Origin of the sequence: Ktedonobacter robiniae, assembly GCF_016587375.1 — a bacterium.
Taxonomy (GTDB): Bacteria; Chloroflexota; Ktedonobacteria; order Ktedonobacterales; family Ktedonobacteraceae; genus Ktedonobacter; species Ktedonobacter robiniae.
The window spans coordinates 458,415-477,235 of record NZ_BNJG01000001.1 but is presented as its reverse complement, the minus strand read 5'-3'; the positions used below and the strand labels follow the sequence as shown (position 1 = coordinate 477,235).

The following is an 18,821-nucleotide window of genomic DNA, read 5'->3' as shown; positions in this document are numbered from 1 at the left end:
TAGGAGGTGATGTGGGCGTGGCGAGAAGGCGCTACGCCCACATCACCTCCTATAACCCCTGAGTGTGTTCCTCAGACGACGTCGCGTACAGTGGGACGGGTCAGCAGCAGGAAGAGCGTATAGCCGCCTATGATGAGGGAACTAACACAGACCGTCAAAGGACCGCCGATTAGCCCGATGGCCGCGCCAGCTGGGAAGTCGCCCAGGGGGCGAATACCCATAATCAGCAGCGTATTCAGGCTCATCACACGCCCACGCATCTGGGGCGGCACGCGGGTCTGCATCAGAGTAATGGTCGTCGCGCCGATGCCATTCTGAGCGATACCAAAGATGAGCAATGTCAGAAGTGAGAGCCAGAACACAGTGCTGAAGGCGAAGAGCAGCAAGGCGCCGGCCCAGATGAGAAGTGAGCCGAGCATGAGCCAGCCCTTCTTCTTGACCTCGCCGAGAGAGGCGACTATCAAGGCTCCCAGGATTGTTCCCAGGCCGCTAGCAGAGAAGAGCAGACCTAGTTGAGCGTCAGTCAGATGGAGTATTTGGGTCGCGAAGATCGGGAGAATCAGCGAAGTCGAGGGGCCGAAGAAGAGCATAATGCCATAGCCTGAGAGCACCCAGGGGAGGACGCTATCGCGGCGTACGGTGCTCAGCGAGGCCTTGATTGAGCTGAGCAGCGGTGCGCGTCGCTCGTTGGCCTCGGCATCGTGAGGCACTTGTAAGAGGAAGAGGACCACGAGCACGCCCAGGAAGCTCACAGCATTGAGCAGGAAGTTGCCCGCGTAGCCAATCAGGGGACCATGCAGGCCAAGGGCATGACCAGCCTGCGCCAGCACGCCAATCATGATACCAGCCAGGGCGGGACCAATAAAGGCTGAGCCATTGAAGACGATGGATTGGAGCGAGATGGCGTTCATCAGGTCCTCGCGTGGTACAAGGGTGGGGATGAGGGCCGAACGCGTTGGCTGGTCAAAGCTGAGGACTGTCCCTGAGCAGAAGGCGATCACCACGACCATCCAGAACTGAATCTGACCAGTCAGGGTAAGCACGCCCAGGAGGGCTGCCAGCAGCATCGAGAGCGCCTGCGTAAAGAGCAGGAGTCGACGTTTATCGATACGGTCCGCAACACTTCCACCAATAAAGGCGAAGATAAAGAAGGAGGAGGCCTGGGCCAGCGAGACAGTTCCTAGCGCGAAGGCGGAGTGATTGGTAATCGCGAGCACCAGGAGACTCTGAGCCACAATCTGCATCCAGGTACCCACCGAGGACACGATCAGGCTGATCCATAAGAGACGAAAGTTGCGATAGCGCAGGGCGCGAAAGGTCTTGAAGCGCGCTGGCGAGCCTGAAGGGGGCGTTCCCTGTTGGGATAGGGTTGTGGTCATAGGCGAGTGTTCCATCCTAACCATTGCAATGTGAGCAAGAGTGTTCTCTATGCGTTGTACCTCATAGAGGCGTGAGAATGCAAGTTCGGGGAATGTATGTGGTGAAGGTTGGTAGCCTGCGGCTGCTAACCCTTACCACATACATTCCCCTTTTTCGTCATCGTGCTATGCTGAAGGTACCAGTGCGATACAATTGCTTGGAGGAGCAGGGACGCCGCTTGCGGCCTCTGCTCCTCTTTGTTTGAGTCAAAAAGGACGCACGATGGAGGGATTGCGAGAATTTATTCGTAGACCGACCGGAGAGGGCATTGCTGATCGCTTGTTACAACCATTTCAAGCGTTTGCGCAGGCGGAAACGACGAGTGGCCTGATCTTGATACTCTGTATCTGCCTAGCCCTGGTGTGGGCCAACTCTCCCTGGGCGGGGAGCTATGAGCAGCTCTGGGAGATACACCTGGTCATTCACCTGGGTGGCTATGGTCTGGATAAGCCCCTGCATACATGGATCAACGATGGCTTGATGGTGCTTTTCTTCTTCCTGGTCGGCCTGGAGTTAAAGCGTGAAACCCTGGTGGGTGAGCTATCGAAGTTGAAGCAAGCAACATTCTCGCTTGCGGCCGCCATAGGAGGGGCCATCTGCCCCGCGTTGATCTATCTGCTCTGGAATGCGGGTACACCGGGTATCAAAGGTTGGGCTATTCCTATGGCGACGGATACCGCCTTTGCGTTGGGGATACTGACGTTGCTCGGGGGCGTATCACGTGGAGCCTGAAGGTCTTTGTCATCGCCTATGCCATTTTTGATGATATCCTGGCAGTGTTAATCATCGCGACCTTTTATACCGAGGCCTTGAACTGGCTGGCGCTGATCGCGGCGGCCGGTGTGCTGCTCTGTGTGGTGGGCTTAAACCTGGCGGGTGTGCGCTGGATACCAGCCTATGCACTGTTGGGGATTGTGCTCTGGTGGCTGATGTTCATTTCAGGTGTGCATGCCACGGTGGCGGGAATCTTGCTGGCGCTGCTTATCCCCACGCGAGCGCGTATCAATGCGGGGAAATTCCTGGCCGAGGGCCATGCCTTCCTCGATGAGTTTGAGCATGGAGGCAGGCCCGGGTTAGGCTTGCACATGAATGACCAGCAGGTGGCGGCGGTACAGGCGCTTGAGGTCTCCTGTGAGCAGATTCAAACGCCATCCCAGCGACTTGAGCACTCGCTCTATTACCCGGTCTCGTTTGTGATTGTTCCCCTGTTTGTGCTGGCGAATGCAGGCCTTGACCTTCGTGTAGGGCTACATCCTGCTGAGCTATTGAGCACAGTTACGCTGGGTGTGATGCTGGGCCTGGTTGTCGGCAAGCAGTTGGGCATCATGCTCTTCTCATGGCTGATGGTAAAGGTGGGCTGGGCGGCTCTCCCCGAGCAGGCGAACTGGCGGCATATCTATGGAGTGAGCTGGCTGGGAGGGATTGGTTTTACGATGTCGCTTTTTATCGCGGACCTGGCCTTTGAGGGGCAAAATCCGCTCCTGCTCACCGAGGCCAAAATGGGTATTCTGCTGGCGGCCCTGGTGTCGGGAGGTGGTGGTTACCTCTTCCTGCGCCTGATGAACCGCGAGCGCGAAGCATCGTCGGAGCGCGTGGTCTCAGAGGTGCCTCGGCGGTAAGAGGAGACGAACAGAGTTGTTTGCCCGAAGCCGAGAAAAGGAACGCACTATGTCTTTTCCACATTCCTCGCGAACGCCTGGTCCCGAGAGCTTGATGCCGCCAACGCGGACCAGAAAGCGCTATGCGACACGCGTATATATAATCGCCCTGATCGCGGCCATCGGCGGTTTTCTCTTCGGCTACGACACAGGAGTAATCTCGGGGGCACTACTCTTCCTCAAACGGGATTTTGCCCTCACTAACTTTCAGCAGGAACTGGCGGTAAGCTCAGTCCTGGTAGGGAGTCTTATCGGTGCCCTGGTTGGTGGGAGGTTGAGCGATTGGTTGGGCAGGCGCAAGGCGCTGATCTGCATGGGTCTGCTCTTCGCGCTTGGCGCCTTACTCACGGCCAGTGCGCCCAATTTCTCCCTGTTCCTGCTCTGGCGTGTTGTGCTTGGTTTCGCGATTGGCGTCTCCTCATTTCTTGCGCCGATGTATATCGCGGAGACGGCCCCGCCCGCCTTGCGTGGCGGACTGGTTGCCTTTGACCAGTTATTGATCACGGCTGGCATCGCCATCTCCTATTGGATAGATCTGGCCTTTGCCAATGCCGGAATGGGCTGGCGACCCATGCTGGCGGTGGCGGCTATCCCTGGGATGGGGTTGTTGATAGGAATGCTCTTTCTTACAGAGACGCCGCGCTGGCTGGCAAAGCAGGGGCGCTGGCAGGAGGCCGAGCAGGCGTTGACACATTTAAGTGTGCAGGAGCGTCGCGAGGAGATGGTGGCTATTCGCGAGGCTGTCCGCGATACTCACCATGTGACCCTGGGTGAGTTCGCGCACTCGGGCATGATTCTGGCTTTGGTTGCGGGCATTGGCCTGGCGGTCTTCCAGCAACTGGTAGGGATTAACACCGTCATCTATTACGCGCCCACTATCTTTGGCTTTGCGGGCTTTCACTCTGCCTCTGTGGCGATTCTGGCTACCAGCGTCGTGGGCGCCGTGAATTTCCTGACCACATTGGTTTCGGTCCTGATTATCGACCGTGCGGGAAGGCGACCACTCTTGCTGGGCGGCCTGGTTGGCATGTTTGTGGCCCTGGTGCTGATGGGAAGCATTTTTGCGCTTGGAACGTCGCACACGGGCTACCTGGTCTTAGGGGCGCTACTCCTCTATATCATTGCCTTTGCGATTGGCATGGGTCCTGTCTTCTGGCTGATGAGCTCGGAGATCTTCCCCACCTCCTTTCGCGCGCGTGGCGCGAGCATAACCACCTTTTTTAACTGGAGCACAAACCTCCTGATAAGCATAACCTTTCTCTCACTGGCGGCTCACCTTGGTCTGCCTGTAACGTTCTGGCTGTATGCCGGTTTTTGTGTGCTTGCCTTCCTCTTCTGCTGGTTTATCATTCCCGAGACAAAGGGGCGTAACCTGGAAGAGATAGAACGCTTCTGGAAACAGGGCCGCAGATGGGAGAAGCCCGAGAGCATATAGCAATTGTGGTAATAACCCGATGCGCGTGTATTCCTGGTAGGTGGAGTGAGGAGTCGGGTTAATTAAACATTAAAGGCCTGGCGAACCTGGCGATCAGCCAGAAAGTAGGTCAGGATGACGACGGGCAGAATCAAGCTCAGAATAAATGGCACCAGGGAGAGAAAGCCCTGAGCCCAGGCGGCAAGAACCTCAACGATATTGAGTACTCCGATAAAAACGATGGTGTATAGAGACCAGCGCTGTAGCGACCATAGCCCCCAGGAAAGGTACCCAAGTATGATCCCGAAGAGAGCCGCGAAAAGCCCATACCAGATCGAGAATCCGCGCACATTGCCAGGGACATTGAAGCCAAAGAGTCCAATGCCAAAGATCCAGGTGGCCGCGGTAAACAGGACCAGGATGGCATTAAGCGCTACGATGAGCGAAACGATACTGACGCCCATGGGGCGGCGCGAAGAACTGAGTTGATTCATGCTGTTCATGGCAAACCTCTTGTGCTGGGATAATGGTTATAACAGGAAAGGTATGCCAGCTAGTATAGAGCACTGGGCACTGGATCCTCATCACTCGGGAGAGTGATTTTTGCCTCTATTTATGAGAGATTATTCATGAAATGGAATGCCAGGTGATTGGCTAAGGAGGTCTCTCTGGTGAAAGATGAAGCCTCGCTGGCTATTTATATTTTTAATACTATTTTTATTGCACAAGCTCCGCGAAAAATAAATGAATTAATCGTCATAAAATAGCCATTTTAGCCCCCGTTAGAGAGGCCAGGGTTAACTCTATGAACCAGGCATCCAGGCCAAAAACAACGTTTCGAATGAAGAGAAATAAGAGTGCGAAAGGTCTTATAGGCAAAATGATGGCAGGCTCGTGTAACAAATGGAGCGAGATGACAGCGTTATTCTCATATTATGAATTAATTGTCATGAAATAAGAGATCTTGTTAAGTGATAAATAGATATATGCTATACTTGTGCTTGTTAATGCTCCTGAACATATTGTCACGATCCTGATCCTGAGAAAAAACAGAAGCAGACATTATTGCCAAAGGAGAGAGTTGAAGATGGCACTCCGGTATGTTCACCAGGAAAAAAACGTCCAAGAGGAGACGCAGTATAGAGAAGTCATGAAGAGGAAATATGGCGTGGGGATTGATAGCGAGCGACAGCGGATGTTTATGGAAGCTATGGCCTATTTATCGCTCTACTATCGAGAGCAGGAAGGTTTTGCTGGCTTTATACCGCGAATGGCGCGTATCCACGACGAGATTATGCAGACTGGAACGTACTGGCAGGGAGAGAAGGAACTGGCCCATGGTGCGCGTGTGGCCTGGCGCAATAACTCACGCTGTATTGGGCGCTTGCACTGGAACTCCCTGGCGGTTCGGGATATGCGGCATGTGCAGACAGCCGAGGAGATCTATGAAGCGCTGGTCGAGCATATACGCGTCGCTACCAATGGAGGGAAGATTCGTTCCACTATTTCCATCTTCGCACCCCAGGTACCGGGAGAGCCAGGCATCCGTATCTGGAATCCTCAGCTCATACGCTATGCTGGATATCGCCAGCCCAATGGTCTGCTTATCGGTGATCCCACGCAGGAGGAACTGAGCGAGGTCGCGCGCCAGCTTGGTTGGAAGGGAGGCCCGGGAACTCCCTTTGATGTCTTGCCATTGATTATTCAGATGCCGCACCAGCAACCGATGCTCTTTGAGTTACCGCACGACGTGATCCTGGAGGTGCCCCTGACGCATCCAGAGTATGCCTGGTTTGAGGATCTGGGACTGAAGTGGCACGCCCTGCCAGTCATCTCCAACATGCGCCTGGAGGTGGGTGGTGTCTCCTATACCGCTGCCCCTTTCAATGGCTGGTATATGGGAACCGAGATAGGGGCGCGGAACCTGGGCGATGTTGAACGCTATAATCTCCTGCCGATCATCGCGGAGAAGATGGGGCTGAAAACGCGCCTGGATCGCGAGCTCTGGAAGGACCGGGCGCTGGTCGAATTGAACGTCGCTGTCCTCTCCTCGTTTACTCAGCATGGTGTGACCATCATTGATCATCATACTGCCGCGCGCCAGTTTATTCATCACCAGCGCAACGAAGAGGAGGCTGGTCGGGTCTTGCCTGCCGACTGGAGTTGGATCGTGCCGCCCATGTCTGGCTCTGTGACGCCCGTGTTTCATGTCCCCTACAAGGACTGCACGCTCGCGCCAAACTTCTTTCCCCAGCAAGACCCATGGAAGGAAGCTGCTGGTGCTGTGGATGTCACACAGGACCAGCGTAGGTTGACCTGCCCGGTTGAGGTGATCTCCTAAGCGGTTGTTCGTTCTCCCTGAAGCAAGCGTGGTAGTTGCTGATGTTGCAGTGACGTGAGTATATGTTTCTTAATATGCATGTCGCCATATTGCAATGCAGCGAATCCTTGTGAGAAGGGGGAAGAGAACATATGCCTCAACAGGTAAGCTTTATTGGCCTGGGCAAAATGGGTGAACCCATCGCGCGGAACCTGCTCAAGGCTGGCTATGAGTTGCGTGTCTATAACCGGAGTACGGAGAAGGCCAAGGCCCTGGTTGCCGAGGGCGCACAGCGCGCTGAAGTGCCTTTTGAAGCCGTTGAGCCGGGTGGCGTAGTATTTACCATGCTCTCTAATGATGCTGCTGTTAAGGAGGTCGTCGCGGGTGAGCATGGTTTCTTGCACCGCCTGGGTCATGAGGGCGTACATATCTCGCTGAGCACCATCTCGCCTGAAACCTCGCGTGAGCTGGCCCGGCTACATGCTGAATATGGTAGCCAGTATGTGGCCTCGCCCGTGTTTGGCCGACCGGACGCCGCCGCTGCTCGCAAGCTCTGGCTCTGTTTCTCGGGTCCCGAAGAGGCGAAGTCGCGTGTACGCCCGCTTCTAGAGGCCATTGGCCAGGGATGCTTTGACTATGGCGCGGATCCGGGCGCGGCTAACGTCGTCAAGCTGTGTGGTAACTTCATGATCGCCTCCGCGCAGGAGGCGATGGCAGAGGCGCTGACCCTGGCCGAGAAGAACGGCTTGCAACGCGAGCAGGTGATGGATATGTTCGCGCAGACGCTCTTTGCCTGTGGCATCTATCAAAATTACGGGAAAATGATCGCGCAGCAACGCTATGAGCCAGTCGGCTTTCAGTTAGAGTTGGCCCTCAAGGATCTCAACCTCGTACTGGATACAGCCGACCAGGTGCGTATGCCGATGCCGTTGGCTGGCCTGATGCATGATCGCCTGCTGACGGGCGTGGCAAAGGGACGAGGAGGAATGGACTGGACCGCCCTCGCAAAAGGCGTGGCAGAGGATGCAGGCCTCGACAAAGAGCAGGAATAATTAGGAAGTGTAGACAGAGACGCGGAGAGTCGGAACATAGCCCGGCTCTCCGCTCGTATATGAAGGGGAAATAGAGCGATATGGATCTAGGTCTGAAGGGAAAGGTTGCTATCGTCCTGGCGGCGAGCAAGGGGATTGGGCGCGCTAGTGCTCTGGAGCTTGCGCGGGAGGGTGCGTCTGTCGTCATTGGTTCGCGTGACCAGGAGGCACTGACGCGTACGGCCCAGGAAATCGAAGCTGTGAGCAAGAGCAGGGTCCTGCCCGTGCCAACCGATGTCACCCGGCTTGAGGATATTCGGAATATTGTCGCCACTACGGTGCGAGAATTGGGACGGCTGGATATCGTCGTCAATAACGCGGGCGGTCCTAAACCCGGCACCTTTGAAATGCTTGACGAGGAGCAGTGGATCGCAGCCTTTGAGCTCAATCTGTTGAGCACCGTGCGCCTGGTGCGCGAGGTGGTACCGCATCTACGCAAGGCGGGCGAGGGACGCATTATAAATATTGTCAGCACCTCAGTCAAGCAGCCGATAGATGGCCTGGTGCTCTCCAACGCCGTACGCTCAGGGGTGGTAGGCCTGGCAAAGACGCTCTCCGTCGAACTGGCCGAGGATAATATTACCGTCAATAACGTCTGCCCAGGGCGTATCCTGACGGACCGGGTGCGCCAGGTGTATAGGATTGAAGAGCGGATAAGCGCTGGCATGAGCGAGGAAGAGGCCCTTGCCAGTGTCGCGCGCGACATCCCTATGAAGCGCCTGGGCGATCCAGCGGAAATGGGAGCGATGGTGACATTCCTGGCCTCGCGGCAGGCCGCGTATATTACGGGGACAACCATTCAGGTAGATGGTGGCCTGGTGCGCTCGCTGTTATAAGAGCGCTGGGCGGAAAGTACTAGAGAGGAGGCAGGGAAAATGTCTCCTCTCTGCGGTTTTATGGTGGGAACATAGGCGTATGTAAACCGGGCGCTGGAAAAATGCCTGATTCTGAGCTATACCAGTTGAGATAGATGTTTGTAAGAGAACGCACCGCAGAAAAACTGGTACCGCTGGTGTGGGTGGATGGAAGGGAGAACATTGTCGTATGCAGTATATTTTTTCGACACGGTCAGCGCGCCTGGGGCAGCGCTGGCGACGTATTGTCCCGCTGATTATGTTGACCCATATTCTTATATCCATGGACCATATTAACCTGAGCTTTGCTTTGCCAGGGATGGAGCGTTCGCTGGCGATTGGCGCCACGCTGGTGGGGATTGCCGCGGGTGTCTTAAGTTGTGGTGCGCTGCTGGCGCAGGTGCCAGCGGGCTACTGGGTGGCGAAGTGGGGTCCACGCCGCCTCGTCACCCTGGCCTTGTTGTCCTGGGGCGTACTGGCCCTGGCCAATAGTGGTGTGCAGAACGCGACGCAATTGTTGATTGTACGCTTTCTGCTGGGTATGATAGATGGCGCGATGGGTCCCGCGCTGCTAGTGCTCCTCTCGCGTTGGTTTCCCCTGGAGGAGCGAGCACGTGCAAACACGTACTGGATGTTTTGTATCCCCCTGACGTCTTTAGCATTAAAGCCACTTGTGGGGTTGTTGTTGCTATACATGAACTGGCGTATGCTCTTTGTGATTGAAGGAATTGGACCCTTGCTGTGGGCGCCGCTCTGGTTCTTCCTGGTCGCGGATGAACCAGGAAAAGCACGCTGGATCGGTGTAGAAGAACAGGAAGAACTGGAGCATAAATTTGCCCGCGATAAGGCGCGTATGGCAGGAACACGAAAACAGAACTGGCGTGAGGTGTTAAAGCTAGGGAGTGTCTGGGCATTAGGGATAGCATCACTCTTAGGAGCGCTGGGAGCCAGGGGCATGAACTTCTGGCTGCCAGTGGTCATTACGGGTGTGACGCACCAGCGCTCCAGTACAGTAGGCCTGATCGCGGTGTTGCCCTCGCTTGCGGGAATGGTTGGACTCTATATAAATTCCCGGCATTCTGATCGCAGCAAAGAGCGTAAGCGGCACGCAGGTGTGCCTCATCTTCTCGCTGGTTTTGCCTTGCTGGCGGCTGGTATCCTGGTAGTTGTCAACCGGAACATGAGTATTGGGAGTCTGGTCATTGCGGAGGGCTGCATGCTGGCGGCAGGTGGCGTCTTCTGGACCCTGCCCGCCTTGCTGTTGAGCAGCGAATCGCTGGGCGCGGGCGTGGGTATGATTGGCTCGATTAGCAGTGTCGGTGGGATTGTGGGACCCCTGTTCATGGGCTGGATTATGACGATCAAAGAGGGAGTGCACGGCATCAGCCTGTTGATGGCCTTTGTTGGCCTGACCCAGCTCATTTCCGGATATATCATTCTCTCCTTGCGTGTAGAGAAGCAGCCAGAGCCGGCGGGGCAGGATGCGCTACTGACGTACGCGCCTACGCGTTCAGGCCAGGAAGAATCTGCAATACGGTAAAGTATATATCCCTCTATGCGTAGGCGCGTACGTCAGTAGCGCATCTTAGCCAGCAAATTGAAATTTTGGCAGGCCGGGTACATCGCTCTGGTAGCGGAAGAGGTCACCAGAGAGCGGATACTGCTTGAGCTGCTCCTGCGAGAGACCCTGTTGGGCGCTGGTGATATAGAGATCGGTGAGCGCTGGCCCACCAAAGACGCAGGCGGAGGAGTGCGGGGCCGCGACCTGGATGACACGCTCTACGGAGCCATCTGGGGCGTAGCGAGTGACGCAGCCCCCGTCCCAGTGCGCGCTCCAGACATAGCCCTGGCTATCCACGACCAGGCCATCGGGCTGAGGTGGATCATTGGAAAGCTGAACAAAGACACGTTTATTGCTAATGGCGCCGGTTGTGGCCGCGAAGTCATAGGCATAAATAATCCGTCGAGGCGAATCGGTCAGATACATAATGGTGTTATCCGGACTCCAGCCGAGGCCGTTTGAAATGCCAAAGCCGGTGTCCATCACATGGAGTGAGCCATCGGGATCGAGGCGATAGAGCACTCCTGAGTTCAGATCGCCGGTGGTACTCATGGTGCCAGCCCAGAAGCGTCCCGCGCAGTCAACAGCGCCATCGTTGAAGCGGACATTGTTCAGATGCTCCAGTGGGCGCACGATATATTCGGGACGTTTCTCCTGGGCATTCCAGTAGGCGAAGCCATCGCGTAGCGCCATAACCAATCCGCCGCTCTTGCGGAAGGCAAGCACACAGACAGGTGTGCCAACGTCGAAGCTCTCATGCAGCATAGTGCGCGGGTCGAGGCAATGAAAATGTTGACCGATGATATCGACCCAGTACAGCGCCTGCTCATCCACGTTCCAGAGTGGACCCTCGCCAAGAAAGTTTTGTGCCGGGAAAAAGAGTACTGCATTGCTCATGGGTGGTTGCTCTACGGCTCCTTTCGTTGTTACAATTTTCTCCATTCCCACCGTTATTTGAGATAGTTGTATATTGACTCATCAAAATTTGGATGGGGAAGGAGAAATTACTTAAACTATATACCTTGACAGGTTTAGCTTGCATCTTTAGTATACAAGAGTGGTTTTCGGAACGAGATATTTGCAAGTATGTATTTGTAGGAGATGTTCTGATGGTTGACCGTGTTGGGGCGCAATTTGGTAGTTATCAACTGGTACGCCTGCTTGGAGAGGGAAGTTACGCAGAAGTGTACCTGGGCCAGCATCTCTACCTGGAGCGCCAGGCCGCGATCAAAGTTCAACAAACGGCATTTCTCTATCAAGATGTGCAGGCTTTTTTGCAAGAGGCGCGTACGATTGCCGCGCTCAATCATCCGAACATCGTCCATGTGCTCGACTTCGGCCTTGAAGGGAGAGAGCGCATTCCCTTTCTTGTCGTCGAGTATGCTCCCCATGGAACGCTGCGTCAGCGTTGTGAGACGGGGAATACGCTCTCTCTGCCTGAGGTTGTGGCCTGTATTAAGCAACTTGCGGCAGCGCTGCAGTATGCGCACGAAAGAGGGATCGTCCACCGGGATGTCAAACCAGAGAATGTGCTGATTGGTGCGCAAGGGCAGTACCAGCTCAGTGATTTTGGCATCGCCGTTATCTTGCGTAGTTCGTATTTGCGTAGCCACCCTCACTTCGGTGGAACCGTTGCCTACATGGCCCCTGAGCAGCATCAGGGGAATCCCTGTGCCGCCAGCGATCAGTATGCCCTGGCGGTCATTGCATATGAACTGCTGACAGGCGCGCCCCCTTTTCAGGGAACGCTGGCTGAGATTGGGAGCCAGCACCTCTTCGCGGATATTCCCTCTTTGCGCGCCAAGCGGCCCTCGCTCCCCCTGGCCGTCGAACAGGTCATTCAAACCGCTCTCGCCAAAGAACCCCAGCAACGTTTTTCCACGGTTGAGGCCTTTGCGCTGGCGCTCGCGGAGGCGGCCAACACAATAGAAGCGTCTTCTGAAGCACGGCTCTCCACCACCACGGGCATGATACCCGTTCCCGCTCAGCAGGTGGGTGCGCCTGTGCACCTGGTGACGGCGCCCCTGGTTGCCGTTAAGCAGATTGCAAGCTGGCTAGATGTCCGTATGCAGTGGAACCTCTCAAGCGTGCATAAGCGCTACTGTCACTATCTGCTCTCCCAGCACCGCGACCTGGATGTGAAGGGTCTAGGAACGCAGAGTATGTATACACTGGCCCTGGAGCAAGTCTTTGTCGAGCTGAGTATGGTGCCAACGCCCGTCCACCAGGTATCGGCTGACCCATTGCGTGTGCGCCCGGACCTTGCGCCAGGCGAGCACCAGATCTGGGATTTTCTCGCATCTTCAGCCTTACAGCAGCAACATTTTGTGGTTGTTGGCTCCCCTGGCAGTGGTAAGACAACGCTCTTAAAGCATATGGTGCTAACGCTGGCGAGCCGGCGCAGATTGGAGCAGGGAAGTGCTATTCCTACAAAACTGCCGGTTCTGCTCTTTCTGCGAGATCATGCTCAGACCATCAAACGTCGCGGCGAGCGCTATACCTTAGAGGAAGCCGCTGCTGATCACCACAAGAAATATTGGCGGCAGAGTATGCCCGCAGGTTGGCTGAAGCAGCGCCTGGAGAGTGGCAATTGCCTGATCTTTCTGGATGGTATTGACGAGGTCGCGGACCTCCAGGCGCGCAAGCAGGTGGTGAACTGGGTGCAGCAGCAGATGCTGGTCTATGGCCAGAACCGCTTTATTATTACCTCTCGCCCCTTTGGCTACCGGAGTAACCCGCTGACGGGCGTTACTGTGCTGGAGATGAGCGTCTTTACACGTGCCCAGGTCGAGCGCTTTATCTATAACTGGTACCAGGCCAACGAAATTATGAGCGCCCAGCGCGACGACCTGGAGGTACGAGCGAAAGCGCGGAGCGGTGCGGACGATTTGCTGGGACGTCTGTATGAAAATCCGGCGTTGATAGCCCTGGCGGTCAATCCCCTCTTGCTGACGATGATCGCGACGGTGCACCGCTATCGCGATACACTACCAGTGAAGCGCGTGATGCTCTATGACGAGATCTGTGATGTCTTCCTGGGCAAGCGCCAGGAGGCGAAAGGCATCGCGCTAGACTTTACCGTGGCGCAGAAACGCGAGGTGTTGCGCTCCCTGGCTTTCTCGATGCTCTGTATGGGGATACGCGATATCCCCTTTGAAGACGCCTATCGCATCATTCAGGCTCCACTATCCCAGCTCGGCACGAGCCTGGAACCAGCGGCCTTTTTACGCCAGTTGGAGAATACCAGTGGCCTCTTACTGGAGCGGGAGCAGGGGGTATATAGTTTCGCGCACCTCACCTTTCAAGAGTACCTGGCCGCTGTGCATATCAAAGAGGAGGGGCTGGGCAACTTCCTGGTAGAGCAGATTGCTATTAGCTGGTGGCATGAAACGATCCGCCTCTACTGCGCTCAGGCCGATGCCACCCCTGTTATCGCCGCCTGCCTGGATGCTCAGACCTCGGTCGCCACGCTGACCCTGGCGCTTGAATGCCAGCGCGAAGCCTTGAAAGTCCAGCCCGAGGTTCGCCTGCGTTTGGAGACCTTGCTCAAGCAGGGGGTAGAGGATAGCGACGTAGAGCGGCGGCGTTTGATTACCAATGTCCTGCTCACCCGTCGCTTACAGCAGATGCTGCACCTGCATGGGGAGGTCTATCTCAACCCCTCTTTTGTGACCTGTGCTGAGTACCAGCTCTTCCTGGATGAGCAGCGCGCTCAAGGCAATAACTGCTTGCCGGACCATTTATCTATTTCGGCATTTGAATATGGGCAGGGGCATATGCCTGTACTGGGAATGCGCCCAACGGACGCTGTGGCATTCTGTGACTGGCTCAATGAGCGGGAGCCTGGCGCCTGGTATTACCGCTTGCCCACGCGTGCTGAGGCTCGGCTGATAGGCGCGGATAAGAGCGTCAGATCCAGGCTGTCAGCCTCGCTAGGCTACTGGGTGGAGCTGGGCCAGGGATTTGCCTGGGTCGAAGAGGACGCCTCATCACCTGAGGCCCTGCGACGCATCCTCATGGAAGTGTATAAGCAGGATCTCACCTATAATAGCAAGCTCAGCCAGGAGCTGGAGCAGACTCTGACACGCGTTATCGAGTGTGTGCAGGCGCTACTCAAGATCTACGATAAGCCTGTTATGCAGAATATGTATAAAATACTGCACCATATCTGGGAGCACGAACTGCCTTTACAATTGGTTGGCGACGTTGCCACCACACTGGGAGAGCTGCTCGCGCAGATGGAGCCGTTGCTCAGCTCTTTCTACCATGCCCTCTCTGGCGCGTACTCGCTTGCGGAGACCAGGGAGAGCGAGCGCGCCCTTATGCGTGTGCGCAAGATCCAGTTCAGAATCGAGCAGGCCCAGGCGCTTAAGCGAGCCATACAACGCGCGCACGTTGTCGCGCTTGCCAGCAGTATGGATTTAGATCAGGGGCGCCCGCTCTCCTATGATCGTCTCTTGACGCTGGCATGCACGCGTGAGAACGCCTGCAACCTGGATCGTGGTCGCGACCTGGCGCCTACCTTTGCCTTTATGCAGGAACACCTGGCAGCGTTTGTGCGCAATAGTGCGCGCGAGTTTCAGCGTGTGCGTCTGCAAATGCACGAGTTGGAGCGGATGCTGGCTTTTATGCTGGATCGTTCGCGCCTCATGCCCCTCTATGAAGAGGCATCGAGACCGAATAATGAGAGCGAGGACTATCTGCGCAGGTATGTGAGAAGTATTCTGCTCTCGCTGGCACTCTATGTCTATGACTGGCGGGCGCGCCCCTCGGGTTCACCTGATCAGGGGAGTGAAGAGCATTCCGGGATGGTAGCAGGTGGGGGGCCACAGCAAGCGGAAGCGTCTGTTGAACGCGTGCTGGGGCACTACCTGGATCTCTACATTGCTCTCGTCTTGCTGGAGAAACGTATTCAGGGGCAGATGGCTCCCCATGAGGGCATCTTGCTGGTACGAGAGCGGCGTATAAAGCATTAGGATAGTATATAGAAGATTGCGTATGTCGCAGACAAACGCAATCTTCTATATTTTTAGAACCAGTCGTCTAGAACCAGTCGCTAAAACTGATCCAGGGTTGGCTGGGCGGAAAGAGCTGTTGCAACACGGTCTGCTCAGTTGATGAAAGCTCTTGTGGCTGCTGTGTGAGGGTCCACGAGAGGGGGCGATAGCCAAGGACCAGTTGCGCGAAGTCCTGGGGCGAGCATTGGAAGGTGCTCGCATTATCGTTTGGCTTCGTGGTACTCTGAAGCTCGGAGCCAGAGATGCCAAGTGTATAGCTTTCCTCGCCCACCAGGAAATGTAGCTTGCCTGACCAGTGGGCCAGGGAGCGGCGCCAGCGAGCTTGCAACTCGGGCAGCAGGGCATCGAGGAAGGTCGGTAGATGAACAATGCGCCCCATCCAGCCCGCGTAGCGATGGTGCGCCTGCACTGTGCGGATGCCCCATTCTTCAGCAGGGCCGTGCCAGTGGGAGGTATCGGGCACTTCGAGATGGGCGATGGCGCGATAGAGTTCTTCTGAGGTAGGCGGGAGATAATAGGTATGTGTCGCCGGCGTCTCTGGTCCATCAGAGAGATGTGCGTGTGCCTGCATGAGCGCGATCTGGGCAGGCCAGTTGTCGGCACAGAGCTCTAGAGCCACGGCCGGGCTTGGAGCACGTGAAGCAAGCACATAGCCCTCAACCTTGCCTTCGGGGGATATGGCGAGTAAGATTGTATTTTTGCCAAAGCGGTGGCGCAACAGGTGTTCTTGTTTCTCGCGCGAGCGCTCAAAGCTGCCAGTAAAACCGCTCAGACGGCGCTCGTAGAGATCGCGTATGGACTGTGCATCCTCTGGCGTGGCCTGGCGCACGGTATGGGAGCTTGCGGGATGAGCCAGGATGGCCGCGCGATTGATCTCCTCAGTAGAAGAATCAAAGACATCGGTATAGCCGTAGCGATAATAGAAATTTGGAATGCCATCCAGCAGGAGCAGGCTATGACCCTGTTCGCGCGCAAACTGGATCGCGTCGCGCATCATAGCCGTCGCTACCCCCTGCTTACGCTGGCTGGAGTTGGTGACGACCATGCCAATGCAGCCGGTGGAGATACGAGCCTCGCCTATGCGCAGTATCCATTCATTGAGCCCATAGCCGCCCAGTTGCGCCTCTTCGCGGAAGGCACCGCGTAGTTGTTGGGGGCGGAAGTCAGGCTGCGTCAAGACCGTCTGGCCCCAGGCGCGCGCATTGGCGGGATCGGGCGTGGGTGCGAAGGCCTGGTCGGCCCAGATAAACTGCTGGTCCATCTCCTCTGGCGTTGCGAGTTGGCGAACGGCGATGGTCATAAGAGATCTCTCCTCTGAAATAGCTAGCCAGGCTGGATCGCTGGCGAAAAAGTCCGGGGCGGTGTGGTCCTCCCTAAAGGTAACATCCAGGTAGCATCCGCGTCAAACGCGAACGGCCTCCATGTGGCGCTTCCTCTGCCTCGGCCCGCTGCGGCGCTCAGGAACCAAAAATAACTTGACAAACACCCATGCTTCAGGTATAATTGAACGGTAAAAAATATTGCAGCTAAAAATACGGCAGTCAGCGTGCTCATATGCAAGCATGGAGCGATTGACTTGATTGCAACGTAATATAACCTGGGACACTGATTTGAAAAGTCCTGAGCCGAAGATAGATAAAGAAGGCTTAGGGCTTTTTTTGTTTCTCTTCGGGCGGGCTGGCATAGTAGAGATAGAGAGTTCTAAAAGAAGACTGGAGTGGAACAGGCTATGAGTACAATATCTCCTTTCACGCAACTCGAAGGAGAGCTTTTCGATGTCGTTATTATTGGCGGAGGAATCGTGGGGGCGGGTATTGCACGTGATGCGGCTCTACGCGGCTTAAGAGTGGCTCTCTTTGAGAAGGATGACTTTGCCGCGGGAACCTCTTCGACTTCAACGCGCCTGATCCATGGGGGGCTGCGCTACCTGGAAATGTTCGATTTTGGCCTGGTGCGCCAGGACCTGGGTGAGCGTGAGATCTTGTTACGTATTGCCCCTCACCTGGTCAATCCGCTCCGCTTTGTTGTACCGATGTGGTCACGCAGTCTATTTTATCGTGCCAGGCTCAAAATGGGCATGATCCTCTACGACCTACTCTCCTATGATAAGAGCCTGCCGAACCATAACTTCTGGAATCGGGAAGAGGTGTTGAAGCGTGAGCCGCTGCTCAATCCTGATGGCCTGCAAGGGGCGCTGTGCTACTATGATGCGCAGGTGCCATCGACCGAGCGTCTGGTTATGGAGAACATTCTCGATGCTCGCGACCATGGCGCGCATATCTGGAATCACACGCGGGTTGTGGGTCTGTTGCGAGAAGGAGAGGAGATTACCGGGGTCAAGGTGCGGCATGAGCGCGGTGGGGAGGAGCGTGAGGTCCGAGCGCGCCTGGTTATCAACGCGGCTGGACCCTGGCTCGATAGCCTGACGGGCAAGCTGCTGCATAAGCCTAGTCACCGCGTACGCATGACCAAGGGCATTCACTTTACCTCCCCTCCCGCGAGCAACCATGCCCTGGTTCTCTTTGCGCGCAAGGATGACCGTCTCTTCTTCGTCATTCCCTGGCAGGGCTATGCCTGGGTCGGTACAACCGATACTGATTACGATGACTCGCCCGACCTGGTACGCGCCAATGGTGAGGATGTCGACTACCTGCGCGACTCGGTCGAGGCGTTTCTCCCGGAGGCGCAGTGGCGCAAGATTTACTATACCACGGCTGGGCTGCGTGCCCTGGTGCGTAAGGAGGGTGTAAGCGAGTCGGCCGTCTCACGCAAGCATGCCCTGGTCAACTATGCCAAAACCGATAATCTACACGGCTACATGGCGGTGGTGGGTGGCAAGATTACGGCGTATCGCGGTATTGCGGAAGACGCCGTAGACATGGCCTGCCAGAAACTGGGGCTCTCGGCGCGAGCGCAGACCGCGAAGGTTCCTCTGCCCGGTGCGCGCCTGAGTGTTCGAACCCAGGGGCGGGACGAGAGCCTGCGCTATATGCGCGACCTGCTTTACAAAGAGAGCGAGAGCCTGAGTCTATTAAATGAGCAGGTCGAACATCTCTTGAGCTTATATGGGACGGAGGCGTTAAGCATCTTCGCCCTGTTGCGCAGGCAGCCAGAATTGGGGGAGCGTATCCATCCCGCCTACCTGGACATTGTGGCGCAGATCCATCATGCCGTTGCGCGCGAGTTCTGTGTGGACGCCGAAGACTTCCTGTTACGACGGACAATGCTAGGTTATACTCAGGACCAGGGGCTGGCGGCCCTGCCACGGGTCCTCAAGGAGATGAGCACGCTCTGCGGCTGGCCCGAAGAGGAGCGTGCTAAGCAAGAGCAGCGCTACCAGGCTGCGGTCGCCAAGAGCCAGACCTTCCGTCAGGAGTTGAAGGAGGAGTCCGCTGCTCCAGCGATTGAGCCTGTGCAGGCTGTAGAGAGCTAAGTATCCGTAGAACAGAGAGGGGGAGCAGCGTCGCGATGCTGCTCCCCCTCTCA

Annotated in this window: 11 protein-coding genes and 1 pseudogene; 8 read left to right on the top strand and 4 right to left on the bottom strand. The window is 56.1% G+C overall.

The window, feature by feature from the left end:
• Positions 1-71: 71 nt before the first annotated feature.
• Complete coding sequence (locus JMJ04_RS01935) at positions 72-1,379, bottom strand: MFS transporter (protein WP_201368885.1); 1,308 nt, start codon at positions 1,377-1,379, stop codon at positions 72-74.
• 262 nt (positions 1,380-1,641) lie between these two features.
• On the opposite strand from JMJ04_RS01935, the pseudogene nhaA reads away from it, so the two are divergent.
• Together nhaA and JMJ04_RS01925 are read left to right on the top strand one after the other, a co-directional pair.
• Positions 1,642-3,038: pseudogene (nhaA, locus tag JMJ04_RS01930) on the top strand (Na+/H+ antiporter NhaA).
• A gap of 49 nt (positions 3,039-3,087) precedes the next feature.
• Entirely contained in the window at positions 3,088-4,512 is a 1,425-nt protein-coding gene (locus tag JMJ04_RS01925; protein ID WP_201368884.1) for a sugar porter family MFS transporter, read from the top strand.
• A 62-nt stretch (positions 4,513-4,574) separates the two neighbouring features.
• Here JMJ04_RS01925 and JMJ04_RS01920 read toward each other — a convergent pair whose 3' ends face one another.
• Positions 4,575-4,994: a hypothetical protein gene (locus JMJ04_RS01920; protein ID WP_201368883.1), complete on the bottom strand. Its 420-nt coding sequence runs from the start codon at positions 4,992-4,994 to the stop codon at positions 4,575-4,577.
• 584 nt (positions 4,995-5,578) lie between these two features.
• Here JMJ04_RS01920 and JMJ04_RS01915 point away from each other — a divergent pair.
• From JMJ04_RS01915 to JMJ04_RS01900, 4 genes are all read left to right on the top strand, one after another.
• Complete coding sequence (locus JMJ04_RS01915) at positions 5,579-6,832, top strand: nitric oxide synthase oxygenase (RefSeq protein WP_201368882.1); 1,254 nt, start codon at positions 5,579-5,581, stop codon at positions 6,830-6,832.
• 131 nt (positions 6,833-6,963) lie between these two features.
• Positions 6,964-7,863 (top strand): NAD(P)-dependent oxidoreductase, encoded by a 900-nt coding sequence (locus JMJ04_RS01910; protein WP_201368881.1) that lies wholly within the window; start codon positions 6,964-6,966, stop codon positions 7,861-7,863.
• A gap of 80 nt (positions 7,864-7,943) precedes the next feature.
• Positions 7,944-8,738 (top strand): SDR family oxidoreductase, encoded by a 795-nt coding sequence (locus JMJ04_RS01905; RefSeq protein WP_201368880.1) that lies wholly within the window; start codon positions 7,944-7,946, stop codon positions 8,736-8,738.
• A gap of 208 nt (positions 8,739-8,946) precedes the next feature.
• A complete protein-coding gene (locus tag JMJ04_RS01900; RefSeq protein ID WP_201368879.1) occupies positions 8,947-10,296 on the top strand; it encodes an MFS transporter in 1,350 nt (449 codons plus the stop codon).
• 45 nt (positions 10,297-10,341) lie between these two features.
• On the opposite strand, the gene JMJ04_RS01895 is transcribed toward JMJ04_RS01900, so the two are convergent.
• Positions 10,342-11,214 carry an SMP-30/gluconolactonase/LRE family protein gene (locus JMJ04_RS01895; protein ID WP_201368878.1) on the bottom strand — a complete coding sequence of 291 codons (873 nt, stop codon included), beginning with the start codon at positions 11,212-11,214 and terminating at the stop codon, positions 10,342-10,344.
• A 212-nt stretch (positions 11,215-11,426) separates the two neighbouring features.
• Between JMJ04_RS01895 and JMJ04_RS01890 the strand changes: the two genes are divergently transcribed.
• The gene (locus JMJ04_RS01890; protein ID WP_201368877.1) at positions 11,427-15,293 is read left to right on the top strand and encodes a protein kinase domain-containing protein; all 3,867 of its coding nucleotides are present in this window, start codon (positions 11,427-11,429) and stop codon (positions 15,291-15,293) included.
• Positions 15,294-15,360: 67 nt separating this feature from the next.
• Here the strand turns inward: JMJ04_RS01890 and JMJ04_RS01885 are convergent, their stop codons facing one another.
• On the bottom strand, positions 15,361-16,635 hold the full coding sequence (locus tag JMJ04_RS01885) for a GNAT family N-acetyltransferase (RefSeq protein ID WP_201368876.1): 1,275 nt from the start codon (positions 16,633-16,635) through the stop codon (positions 15,361-15,363).
• A 429-nt stretch (positions 16,636-17,064) separates the two neighbouring features.
• Between JMJ04_RS01885 and glpD the strand changes: the two genes are divergently transcribed.
• The gene (gene glpD, locus JMJ04_RS01880) at positions 17,065-18,768 is read left to right on the top strand and encodes a glycerol-3-phosphate dehydrogenase (RefSeq protein WP_201368875.1); all 1,704 of its coding nucleotides are present in this window, start codon (positions 17,065-17,067) and stop codon (positions 18,766-18,768) included.
• Positions 18,769-18,821: the final 53 nt, after the last annotated feature.